This window comes from Mycobacterium sp. shizuoka-1 (assembly GCF_002723835.1).
GTDB lineage: Bacteria > Actinomycetota > Actinomycetes > Mycobacteriales > Mycobacteriaceae > Mycobacterium.
The window spans coordinates 1-10,666 of the sequence record NZ_BEWG01000053.1 but is presented as its reverse complement, the minus strand read 5'-3'; the positions used below and the strand labels follow the sequence as shown (position 1 = coordinate 10,666).

The following is a 10,666-nucleotide window of genomic DNA, read 5'->3' as shown; positions in this document are numbered from 1 at the left end:
AGCTCGGCCCACCCGATTTCGGTTCGGGAGCCGTCCTCGTCGATCCCGACGATGGCCACTCCCGGGCGGGTGGTGTGCCGCAGGATCTGGTCGACGTAGTTCAGCCGGACACCGGGAAACCAGCGGGCCCCCGGCATCGTCGGGTCCGCCAGCACCCCCTCGTCACCGGCGCCGGGCCCGACCTCGGCGCGCACGTCGAAATGCTCCCAGACCGCGCGCCAGAATCGGGCCGGGTGATCGACCGACCACTGCCACAGCGCGGGATAGTCACCCACTGGCGCGCCGTGGCGGGCCGCCGAGGTGGCAGCGAACTGTTTCCACTGGGGTTCATTGCCCGGCATCGTGATCCTTGCGTCCACTGGGTAAACGACATCTGCTGTCGGGCCCCTACTCAACAAGTAGCTCCGTGAGCAGTCAACCGTTCGCCATAATCGCCGCGAAGATGTTCGCCATCCGGCAATCGATGGTTCGGAGTGTCCACCCAGTGGACGCTAGGATCACCGTCCGTGGCGGACCGGAATGTGGTGGCGCGGGTGGCGGCCCTGCTGAGTGCGGTCAGCGCGGCCGAGCCCGCGGGTGCCTCCACGACCGAGCTGGGCAGGGTCGCCGGACTCGCCCGCCCCACCGCGCACCGGCTGCTCACGTCGCTGGCCGACGTGGGGCTGATCGACCGTGACGCCACGACGGGGCGATGGTTGCTGGGGCCCGAGATGTATCTCATGGGGGCCGTCGCCTCGCACCGCTACGACGTCACCGACCACGCCCGCGAGGTGGTCGCCCGGCTGGCCGCGCAGACCGGTGAAAGCGCGTTCCTGTCCGTGCGCCGGGGCGACGAGACGGTCTGCCTGCTCAGCGTGGAGGGCAGTTTTCCGTTGCGATCCCATGTGCTGCACGAGGGCATCCGGTTTCCGCTCGGGGTGGCCTCGGCCGGGCTGGCGATCTTGAGCCATCTGCCCGCCGCCGAGGTCGACGACTACTTCGCGCGTGCGGCGCCGGCGGCGCAGTGGGGCGCCGACCACACCGAAGCGGCGATCCGGGACAGGATCGCGGCGACGCGTCTGACCGGTTACGCCGTCAATCCCGCGTTGATCGTCGAAGGCAGCTGGGGCATCGGAGCGGCGGTGTTCGACGAGAACGGCCGGCCGGCCTATGCCTTGAGCCTCACCGGGGTCGAGACCCGCTTCAAACCGGACCGTCGCCATCAACTGGGGACTCTGCTGCTCGAACAGGCGCATCTGCTGTCCGGCCGGCTTCGCAGGTAGCGACCTACCTCGAGTTTTGGCCAAATCTGCACACGGCTTGCCCAAAGCGGTATTGGCATTCTCCAAAACTGCAAGTACGGTATCCAGCGATGGACCACCTATCCCACACGTCGTCGGGAATCCCACTGCAACCGGTGTACGGCCCGGGCGACCGCAGCGGCGATCCCCCCGCGCCGGGCGAGTTCCCGTTCACCCGCGGCAACTTCTCCAGCGGCTACCGCGGCCGGTTGTGGACGTTTCGCCAGTACTCCGGCTTCGGCACCGCCGAGGAGTCCAACAGCCGCTACCGATATCTGCTCGAACAGGGTGGCACCGGCCTGTCGGTCGCACTGGATCTGCCGACCCAGTGCGGTTACGACTCCGACGACCCGGAGTACGGCGAAGAGGTCGGCCGGGTGGGTGTTGCGATCGACACTCTGGCCGATGCCGAGATCCTGTTCGACGGCATCCCACTGGACGCGATCAGCACCAGCTTCACGATCAACGGCACCGCTGCCATCCTGTTGGCGTTCTATGTCGCGGCCGCCGAGAAGAAGGGCGTGCCACGCGAAAAGCTCACCGGCACCATCCAGAACGACATCCTCAAGGAGTACGCCTCGCGTGGCACCTGGATCTGGCCGCCGGAGCCGTCGCTGCGGCTGATCGCCGACACCATCGAGTTCTGTGCGGCCGAGGTGCCGCGGTTCAACGCGATCTCGGTGGCGGGCGCGCACTTCCGCGATGCCGGGGCCAACGCCGTCCAGGAGATGGCGTTCACCCTCGCCGACGGTGTCACGTACTGCGACACCGTGGTCGAACGCGGCCGGATGACGATCGACAAGTTCGCCCCGCAGATCTCGTTTTTCTTCTACACCCATGGCGACTTCTTCGAGGAGATCGCCAAATACCGTGCCGGACGTCGCCGTTGGGCCACGATCGTGCGGGAGCGGTACGGCGCGCAGACCGACAAGGCGTCGATGTTCCGGTTCGGGTGCGTATCTGGCGGTGCGTCGCTGTACGCGCCTCAGGCGCAGAACAATCTGGTCCGGGTTGCCTACGAGGCACTGGCGTCGGTCCTCGGCGGGGTGCAGTCGATGTTCACCGCCGCCTGGGACGAACCCTTCGCCCTGCCCAGTGCGGAGTCCGCGACGCTGGCACTGCGCACCCAGCAGATCCTCGCCTACGAGACCGGTGTGGCCCGGGTGGCCGACCCGCTCGGCGGCTCCTACTTCGTAGAAGCGCTGACCGACGCGACGGAGGAACGCATCATCGAGATCATGGCCGACCTCGAGGCGCACGGCGGCATGGTGCGCTGCATCGAGGACGGTTACCTGCAGGGGCTGATCGCCGATGAGGCCTACACCACCCACCAGCAGGTCGAGTCGGGCGAGCGGCCGGTCGTCGGGGTGAACACCTTCGTCGTCGACGAGCCCGCACCGGATCTGGCCACCTATGAGCTCGACGCCGACGGTCGTGACAAGCAACTCAAGCGCCTCGCGAAGGTCAAGGCGCAGCGCAGTGACCTTGCCGTAAGAGAGGCTCTGGCGGCCCTTTCCAAAGCAGCAGAAGGTGACGACAATCTGATGCACGCGCTGATCGACTGCGCCAATGCCTACTGCACGGTGGGCGAGATGGTGTCCACGCTGAAGTCGGTGTGGGGCGAATTCCAGCAGCCGGTGGTGTTCTAGTGAGTGCGCGCATCCTGGTCGCCAAGCCCGGCCTCGACGGCCACGATCGTGGCGCCAAGATCGTCGCCCGCGCGCTTCGAGACGCCGGGTTCGAAGTGATCTACACCGGAATCCGGCAGCGTATCGAGGACATTGTTTCGATCGCGCTGCAGGAGGACGTCGCCGTCGTCGGTCTGTCCATCCTCTCGGGTGCCCACGTCGCCTTGACCCAACGCACGGTGGACGCGCTGCGCGCCGCCGACGCCGGCGACATCGCAGTGATCGTCGGTGGCACGATCCCGCTCGGTGATGTGCCTAAGCTGGTGGAAGCCGGTGCGGCCGCGGTGTTTCCGACCGGCACCCCGCTGGACACCCTGATCCGCGATGTCCGTGCGCTGACCTCAGAACAGGTGGTCGACTAGATGCGCCTTGGCGTGATGATCGGTGCAGAGCGTGGCGACATGGCTCGCAAGGTCGGCAAGCTCGTCGAGGACATCGAATGGGCGGAGGCTGCCGGTTTCGACACCGCCTGGATGCCTCAGGTGCCCAACGACTTCGACGCTCTCACCATGGTTGCGTTGATGGGCCCACGGACCTCGCGGATCGAACTGGGCACCGCGGTGGTTCCGTTGCAGGCGCAACACCCGATCGCGCTGGCCCGCCAGGCGCTGTCCGTGCACGCCGTCAGCGGCAACCGATTGGCGCTGGGTGTGGGCCCTTCGCATCACTGGATCGTTCGCGACATGCTGGGGCTGCCCTACGACAAGCCCGCGGCCTACACCCGCGACTACCTCGAGGTGCTCGGCGCTGCGTTGGCCGGGCCCGGCGACGTGGATGTCGAGAACGACAGCTTCACCGTCCACAACCCCACTGTGCTTCAAGCGGACTCACCGCTTCCGGTGCTGCTGGCCGCGCTCGGCCCGGTGATGTTGCAGATCGCGGGCGAACTCACCGACGGTACGGTTCTGTGGATGGCCGACGAGCGGGCGATCGGCGGCCACATCGCGCCGCGGATCACCAAGGCCGCCGAGAACGCCGGTCGGCCGGCGCCGCGCATCGTCGCCGGCATCCCGGTATGCCTGTGCGCCAATTCCGAGATCGACGCGGCCAAGGACCGGGCCAACCGGATCCTGGCCGAGGCCGAGACGTCGCCCAACTATCAGCGGTTGCTCGATCGTGGTGACGCCCGCACCGTCGGTGACCTGTGCGCGGCCGGCGACGAAGACGCGATTCTGCGGCGATTCCGACAATTCGCCGACGCCGGGGTGACCGATCTGTCGGTGCGGTTGTTGCCGATCGGGGAGACCCGCGACGAGCTGATCGCATCGAAATATCGCACCCGCGAGGTGATTTCCCAGCTCGCCGCCGAGATCCGATGAGCTCGTCGCCTGGTCCGCTGGCGGGCATCCGCATCCTCGAGGTCGGCACCATGCTGGCCGGCCCGTACGCCACGATGATGCTGGCCGACCTCGGCGCCGACGTCATCAAAATCGAGCCGCCCGGCGGTGAGATATCTCGTCAGGTCGGGGCGAGCTACTTCGCCAGCATCAACCGCAACAAGCGCAGCGTGTGCCTTGACCTGAATTCCGAAGCGGGACAGCGCAGCCTGGGCGAGCTTGCCGCGGGAGCACACGCGTTGCTGGTCAACATGAAGCCCTCGGTCATCACCAAACTGGGCCTGACCTACGACGCTCTGCGTCGGCACAACGAGCGGATCGTCTGCGTCGCGCTGACCGGCTACGGACTCGACGGTGGCGACGATCCCGCCTTCGACTACGTGATCCAGGCGGCGACGGGGGTGGCCGCCATGACGGGAGATCCCGACGGGCCACCGACGCTGCCCGGGTATTCGTCAGCGGACAATTCCACCGGGCTGACCGCGGCGCTGGGGCTGCTGGCCATGATCGTCTCCGGCCAGGGCGGCCAGGTGGACGTGTCGCTTCGCGATGTGATGTTCTCGCAGCTGAACTACCGGGCCTCGGCCTACCTCAACGACGGGGTGCACCCGCGCCGGCATCCGTTCGGCGCGCATTCGTTCTACGTTCCCGCCCAACTGTTTTCCACCGCGGACGGGTTCCTGGCCCTGTTCGTCACCCACGACCGCTTCTGGCGCGCCTTCTCCGCCGAGGCGGGGATCGAGGGTTTCGAGACGATGGCCGAACGCTCCGAACACCGGGACGAGGTGCTGGCCGTGGTCACCCGCGCCCTGGCCGCCGACACCGCGGTCGGCTGGGAGGCTCGGCTACGCCCGCTGGGCATTCCGGCCGCTGCGGTGCGCTCGCTTCCCGACGCGCTCGAGGCCACACCGGAGGTTGTCGTCACCGCCGGGGACTTCCGCCTGGTGGGCAGCCCGGTGCGGGTGGTGGGGTATCGGCCCGCCTACCGGCCGCCGCCGGAGCTGGGCGATTGTCAGTCGTCGTAGCTGACGGTCACATCCGTCTGGGGGACGCCCTGGCAGGTGAGGATCAGGCCGTCGTCGATCTCGCCGGCATCGAGCACCTCGTTGGCGCGCATGGCAACCACACCCTCGGTGACGGTCGCGATGCAGGTACCGCAGTTGCCGGCCTCGCAGCTGTACGGCGGGGTGAGACCGGCGCGGCGGGCGGTTTCCAGCAGCGTCTCACCGGTGTTCACCGGCATGGTCACCGTCTTGCCGTCCAGCGTGATGGTCGCGGTGCTCACTTCTCTCCTCAGCGTTGGCCCAGTATCATTCTACCCAGATGAGAATTCAATTCTCGACTCGCGATAGTATGTTCTCGTTTGTTGACCTGTCGATGGGGATGGCACTGATCATGGCCGAGCGGACCGCGGCGTGAGCGACGTGCGCGTGCTTGTCTTCGAGGACCGCATCTACACACGATCCCAAATCGATGCGCTGTCTGCTGGATTGGCGGACACGCTGGCGCGTCGCGGAGTTCAGGCCGGACAGCGGGTGGCGGTGATGTCGTCGAACCGGCCCGAATTCGTCTTCGCGGTGCAGGCAATCTGGCGCTTGGGTGCTTCGGCGGTGCTGATCAGCCCCGGCTGGAAGACCGCCGACGTCGATCACGCCCTCGGGGTGGCCGGTGCCGATCACGCCGTCGGCGACAGTCCGGTATTGGCCGACATGATGCCGATGCTGTCCCTCGACGACCCGATCGATGCGGGAGCGCCGGGTTGCTGGGAGCCGGTGGCCGATTCCGATGCGGTGCTGGTGTTCAGCTCCGGCACCACCGGAATGCCCAAGGCGGTCCGTCATACCCATCACTCGCTGGCCGCCGCGGTCCAACACTGGCGCCAGGCGCTGGGCCTGACGGCCGTCGATCGCATGCAGATCGTCACGCCGCCGTCCCACATCCTCGGGCTGCTCAACATCCTCACCGTCCTCGACGCCGGCGGCTGGATGCGCCTGCACCGCAGGTTCGACGTCGACACCATGTTGCGCACCATCCAAGACGACCGCATCACCGTCGAAATGGCTGTGGCCCCAATCGCTCTGGCGATCGCCTCCCATCCGAGGCTGGAGGAGTTCGACCTGTCATCGCTGCGCTACATCATGTGGTGCGCCACGCCGGTGACCACCAGTGTGGCCGAGCTGGTGACGCGGCGAACCGGCGTGGGCTGGATCTCGGCGTACGGCACCAGCGAGGTGCCCGTCATCGCCTGCTGCCCGCGAGACGACGCCCGGCTGGACACGGTCGGCAGACCGATTCCGGACGTGCGCATCGTGTCGGTACAGACCGGCGAACCGGTCCCGGACGGGGAGACCGGGGAGATCCAGGTGTCCGCGGAATCGGCGATGGCCGGCTACCTGCCCGACGAGGCGACTGCGGACGCGTTCAGCGACGGCTGGTACCGCACCGGCGACATCGGCCATCTCGATCAGGGTTGGCTGCGCATCACCGACCGGCTCAAGGAGATGATCAAGGTGCGCGGCTTCCAGGTCGCCCCCGTCGAGGTCGAATCGGTCCTGCACGGCCATCCGGCGGTGCGCGACTGTGCGGTGTTTTCCGTTCCCCACGCGAACGACGGCGAAGCGGTGATCGCGGCCGTGGTTGCCGCCGAGCCGGTCGGCGCCGACGAGCTGACGGCGCTGATCGCACGATCGCTGGCGGCCTACAAGTGCCCCCGCGAGATCGTGTTCGTTCCCGAAATCCCGCGCCTGCCATCGGGCAAGGCGCTGCGGCGAGTTCTCAAGGAGCAGCATGGACGCACGTCTGACCAGTGAGCAGCAGCAATTGCGTGACGCCGCGGCCAAGCTGGCCGACGACTTCGGTCCGGGCTCCGTCGCGGACCTCGATGACCAGCACCGCCGTGCGCGGCTGGCCACGACCGTCGACTCGACCGGCTGGCGATCGTTGCGTTCCGACGGTGCCAGCGGCGTCGAGGTCGCTTTGGTCACCGAGGAATTCGCCCGTGGCCTGGTCGACGTCCCGTTCCTGGGGCCCGTGCTCGCCGACGATCTGTGCCGGCTGCTCGGCCGTGATCCGGTGCCCGCGTGCATCGCGATCGGGGACACCGCCATCGACGCCGACGGTGCGCGCACGGCCCTGCGCCTGACCGGCACCACCGTGCAGTCGACCGGCGTCGGAGACATCGTGAGCGCCGCGGATCTGACCAGGGTCACCGCCACCATCTCCGGTTCGCGTGAGGCACTCGGGGAGCTGACCGCCGACGACGCCCAGCGCTGGTATGCCCTGGCGCTCGCGGCCACCACCGCCGACCTGGTGGGTGCCGCCCGCGGAACCCACGCACTGGCAACCGACTACGCGAAGGTCCGCGAGCAGTACGGGGCGACGATCGGCTCCTATCAGGCCGTGGCGCACCTGCTGGCCGAAGGCCTCGCTCTCATCGAGGGGTCGGTCAGCGTCCTGCGCCATGCCGCCTGGGCCGTCGACGAGCTGCCGGCCGACGAAGCGGTCGAGGCGGCCCGGGTCGCGAAGATCTATTGCGCGCGTGCTGCGCTGGCGGTCTGCGAGATGTCGATCCAGGTGCACGGCGGGATCGGCAACACCTGGGAGTGCCTCGCCCACATCTATCTGCGCCGAGTGCTGGCCGCCACCGAATCCTGGCCAGTCAAGCTGGAGGAGTTGACCATTGGACTTTCGTGATTCGCCCGACGAGGCCGCTTTCCGCGAACGGCTGCGCGGCTGGCTGACCGAACAGAAGGGCAGATTCCCGACCTCGGGCGACGCCTACTGGGCCAAGGCGGGGGAGTGGCACCAGGCACTGTACGCCGCCGGCTTCTTCGGCACCTCGTGGCCGAAAGAGTACGGCGGAGCGGGCCTGCCGACCGTGTTCGACGTCATCGTCGACGAGGAAATCGCCAAGGCCGGCGCCCCCGCTCGCCCGAGCCTTGGCTACCTGGTGGTCGGGTTGAGTCACCACGGCAGCGAGGAACTGCGGCAGCGCTTCCTGCCCGGCATGATCAACGGCACCGAACGCTGGTGCCAAGGGTTCTCCGAGCCCGGCGCCGGGTCGGATCTGGCCTCGCTGACCACGACCGCGACCCGCGACGGCGACGAGTACATCATCGACGGGCACAAGATCTGGACCAGCTACTCCGATTGCGCCGACTGGTGCCTGGTGCTGGCCCGCACCGACAAGGATGTGCCCAAACACAAAGGCATCTCGGCGTTCATCGTCACCATGCACCAGTCCGGGATCGTCCAGCGCCCGCTGAAGATGATCAGCGGTGTCACCAAGGAGTTCGGCCAGGTCACCTTCGACGGCGCCCGGGTTCCGGCCGCGAACATGGTCGGTGCGCCGGGTGACGGCTGGAAGCTGGCCATGACCGTGGTCAGCCACGAGCGTGAACCGTCGACACTGGGCTTCTCGGCGCGGTACGGAAAGCTGGTGCGCCAGATGGCGTCCCGGGTCGACGGGCCGGCGCCCGACGAGCTGTCCTGGGCGTGGGTGCAGACCGAGATGCTGCGCCTGCATGTGCGCAGGCGGCTGTCCGAACAGCTGGACGGCATCACGCACGGGCCGGATGGCTCGCTGGACAAGCTGCTGATGACCTGGACCGAGCAGTCCGTCGGGCACGCTGCGCTGGCCACCGTCGGCACCGGCGACGAGGAGCTGTTCGGCGCCTACCTCTACAGCCGTGCCCAGAGCGTCATGGGCGGGACATCACAGATTCAGAAGAACATCATCGCCGGACGAATACTGGGACTGGGAGTGTAACGACATGTACGACATGCCAGACGAAATCGACGTCACCGCCGACGGCCCGCTACGCATCATCACCCTCAACCGCCCCGACGATCTCAACGCCGTCAACGACAACCTGCACGTAGGGCTGGCCAAGATCTGGGACGCGCTGGGTGAGGATGCCTCCGCGCGGGCGGCGGTCATCACCGGCGCGGGCCGCGCGTTCTCGGCGGGCGGCGATTTCAGCTACCTCGACGAGCTTCGTAGCGACGAAGCGTTGCGTCAGAAGACGATCAAGCACGGCCGCGATCTGGTGATCGGCATGGTCCGGTGCCGCATCCCGGTGATCGCGGCCGTCAACGGTCCGGCCGTCGGGCTGGGTTGCAGCTTGGCGGCGCTCTCCGATGTCGTCTACATCGCCGAGAACGCGTTCTTCGCCGACCCGCATGTGTCCATCGGCCTGGTCGCCGCCGACGGCGGTCCGCTGGTGTGGGGTTCGCAGATCAGCCTGTTGCAGGCCAAGGAGTTCGCGCTGACCGGGGTGCGTATCACCCCGCAGCGCGCGGTCGAGCTCGGGTTGGCGAATCATGTTGTCGCCGAACCGCTCGCCGAGGCGATCGCCTGTGCGAAGAAGATCATCGAGCTGCCGCGGCAGGCGGTCGAAGCCACCAAGCGGCTGATGAACATCCAGCTGGAGAAGTCGGTGATGGCCTCGTTGGACTACGCGAACCTCGCCGAGTACGTGTCGTTCGGCACCGCTGACTTCAACGCGATCGTCGACGGGCTGATCGCCAAGAAGTAGCCCTGCTCGCGCAGAGAGGCGAGCTACTTCGGCGGGAAGCGCAGCGCGCCGTCCAGCCGGATGGTTTCGCCATTGAGGTAGTCGTTCTCGGCGATCGACAGCGCCAGCGCGCCGTACTCCACCGACCGTCCCATCCGCTTGGGGAACGGCACCTGCGGACCCCAGTACGCCTCCAGCTGGTCGGCCGCCTTGCCGTAGGCCGGCGTGTTGATCGTCCCGGGCGCGATCGACACCACCCGGATGCCCAGCGGGGAAAGATCCCGTGCGGCAACGAGTGTCATGGCCACCACGCCACCCTTGGCGGCCGAGTAGGGCAGCTGCCCGACCTGGCCTTCGTAGGCGGCGATCGACGCGGTGTTGATGATCACTCCGCGGGCCCCGGTCTCGTCGGGCTCCTGGCGTGCCAGCGCGGCGGCGACGTGCCGCATGACGTTGAACACCGCGCTCAGGTAGAAGGTGATGGTCGTGGTGAACGCCTCCATCGGCATGGGTGAGCCGTCCTTGCCGACCAACCGTCCGCCGCCGGCGGGGCCGCCGTGGGTGTCCACGGACACGCGCAGCGGGCCGAGTTCCTCGGCGGCGCCGATGGCGGCCAGCACGTCGTCGTCACTGGTGACATCGGTTCGCACGTAGGGGATCCCGAGCTCGGCGGCGAGTTCGTTGCCTTTCTCATCGGCCAGATCGGCGATCACGACCTTGGCGCCCGCCTCGTGCAATCGGCGCACGGTGGCCTCACCTAGGTGTTCTTCACGGGTAGGTTGTGAACGCGTAGGCGCTCGATTGGTGTCATTCCGCCGATGCCGGTGTGGGGTCGGTGGTGATTG

General features: G+C 67.7%; 12 protein-coding genes. 9 read left to right on the top strand and 3 right to left on the bottom strand.

The genetic code is table 11. The features are described 5' to 3' along the window. On the bottom strand, window positions 1–341 hold a 341-nt coding region (locus tag MSZK_RS15975), incomplete at its 3' end, for an acetyl-coenzyme A synthetase N-terminal domain-containing protein (RefSeq protein WP_304528955.1). A 165-nt stretch (window positions 342–506) separates the two neighbouring features. On the opposite strand from MSZK_RS15975, the gene MSZK_RS15970 reads away from it, so the two are divergent. From MSZK_RS15970 to MSZK_RS15950, 5 genes are all read left to right on the top strand, one after another. Beyond that, window positions 507–1,262, top strand: coding sequence for an IclR family transcriptional regulator (locus MSZK_RS15970; RefSeq protein ID WP_099249423.1), 756 nt, complete (start codon window positions 507–509; stop codon window positions 1,260–1,262). A gap of 89 nt (window positions 1,263–1,351) precedes the next feature. Beyond that, complete coding sequence (locus tag MSZK_RS15965; RefSeq protein ID WP_099249421.1) at window positions 1,352–2,929, top strand: methylmalonyl-CoA mutase family protein; 1,578 nt, start codon at window positions 1,352–1,354, stop codon at window positions 2,927–2,929. Continuing rightward, window positions 2,929–3,330, top strand: coding sequence for a cobalamin B12-binding domain-containing protein (locus MSZK_RS15960; RefSeq protein WP_099249419.1), 402 nt, complete (start codon window positions 2,929–2,931; stop codon window positions 3,328–3,330). The genes MSZK_RS15965 and MSZK_RS15960 overlap by 1 nt, the downstream gene beginning before the upstream one ends. Then, window positions 3,331–4,287 carry an LLM class F420-dependent oxidoreductase gene (locus tag MSZK_RS15955; RefSeq protein WP_099249417.1) on the top strand — a complete coding sequence of 319 codons (957 nt, stop codon included), beginning with the start codon at window positions 3,331–3,333 and terminating at the stop codon, window positions 4,285–4,287. It abuts the gene before it with no gap. Next, window positions 4,284–5,330 carry a CaiB/BaiF CoA-transferase family protein gene (locus tag MSZK_RS15950; protein WP_099249415.1) on the top strand — a complete coding sequence of 349 codons (1,047 nt, stop codon included), beginning with the start codon at window positions 4,284–4,286 and terminating at the stop codon, window positions 5,328–5,330. Before MSZK_RS15955 ends, MSZK_RS15950 begins: the two co-directional genes overlap by 4 nt. Here the strand turns inward: MSZK_RS15950 and MSZK_RS15945 are convergent. Further along, window positions 5,318–5,590, bottom strand: a complete 273-nt coding sequence (locus tag MSZK_RS15945) for a 2Fe-2S iron-sulfur cluster binding domain-containing protein (protein ID WP_099249413.1) — start codon at window positions 5,588–5,590, stop codon at window positions 5,318–5,320. The two genes, MSZK_RS15950 and MSZK_RS15945, sit on opposite strands and share 13 nt — an antisense overlap. A 130-nt stretch (window positions 5,591–5,720) precedes the next feature. On the opposite strand from MSZK_RS15945, the gene MSZK_RS15940 reads away from it, so the two are divergent. The 4 genes from MSZK_RS15940 to MSZK_RS15925 are packed head-to-tail and all read left to right on the top strand — an operon-like array spanning window position 5,721 to window position 9,842. After that, the gene (locus MSZK_RS15940) at window positions 5,721–7,115 is read left to right on the top strand and encodes a class I adenylate-forming enzyme family protein (RefSeq protein ID WP_099249411.1); all 1,395 of its coding nucleotides are present in this window, start codon (window positions 5,721–5,723) and stop codon (window positions 7,113–7,115) included. Beyond that, complete coding sequence (locus MSZK_RS15935) at window positions 7,093–7,998, top strand: acyl-CoA dehydrogenase family protein (RefSeq protein WP_099249410.1); 906 nt, start codon at window positions 7,093–7,095, stop codon at window positions 7,996–7,998. The genes MSZK_RS15940 and MSZK_RS15935 overlap by 23 nt, the downstream gene beginning before the upstream one ends. Next, complete coding sequence (locus tag MSZK_RS15930) at window positions 7,985–9,073, top strand: acyl-CoA dehydrogenase family protein (protein WP_099249409.1); 1,089 nt, start codon at window positions 7,985–7,987, stop codon at window positions 9,071–9,073. Before MSZK_RS15935 ends, MSZK_RS15930 begins: the two co-directional genes overlap by 14 nt. 4 nt (window positions 9,074–9,077) lie before the next feature. After that, on the top strand, window positions 9,078–9,842 hold the full coding sequence (locus MSZK_RS15925; protein ID WP_099249408.1) for an enoyl-CoA hydratase/isomerase family protein: 765 nt from the start codon (window positions 9,078–9,080) through the stop codon (window positions 9,840–9,842). 23 nt (window positions 9,843–9,865) lie between these two features. Here MSZK_RS15925 and MSZK_RS15920 read toward each other — a convergent pair whose 3' ends face one another. Further along, the gene (locus MSZK_RS15920) at window positions 9,866–10,567 is read right to left on the bottom strand and encodes an SDR family oxidoreductase (RefSeq protein ID WP_099249407.1); all 702 of its coding nucleotides are present in this window, start codon (window positions 10,565–10,567) and stop codon (window positions 9,866–9,868) included. Window positions 10,568–10,666 lie beyond the last annotated feature (99 nt).

Bases quoted from the DNA above. Each gene is read 5' to 3' on its own strand.
- MSZK_RS15965 (WP_099249421.1), top strand. From the start codon at position 1,352: ATGGACCACCTATCCCACACGTCGTCGGGAATCCCACTGCAACCGGTG.
- MSZK_RS15925 (WP_099249408.1), top strand. From the start codon at position 9,078: ATGTACGACATGCCAGACGAAATCGACGTCACCGCCGACGGCCCGCTA.
- MSZK_RS15935 (WP_099249410.1), top strand. From the start codon at position 7,093: ATGGACGCACGTCTGACCAGTGAGCAGCAGCAATTGCGTGACGCCGCG.
- MSZK_RS15950 (WP_099249415.1), top strand. From the start codon at position 4,284: ATGAGCTCGTCGCCTGGTCCGCTGGCGGGCATCCGCATCCTCGAGGTC.
- MSZK_RS15955 (WP_099249417.1), top strand. From the start codon at position 3,331: ATGCGCCTTGGCGTGATGATCGGTGCAGAGCGTGGCGACATGGCTCGC.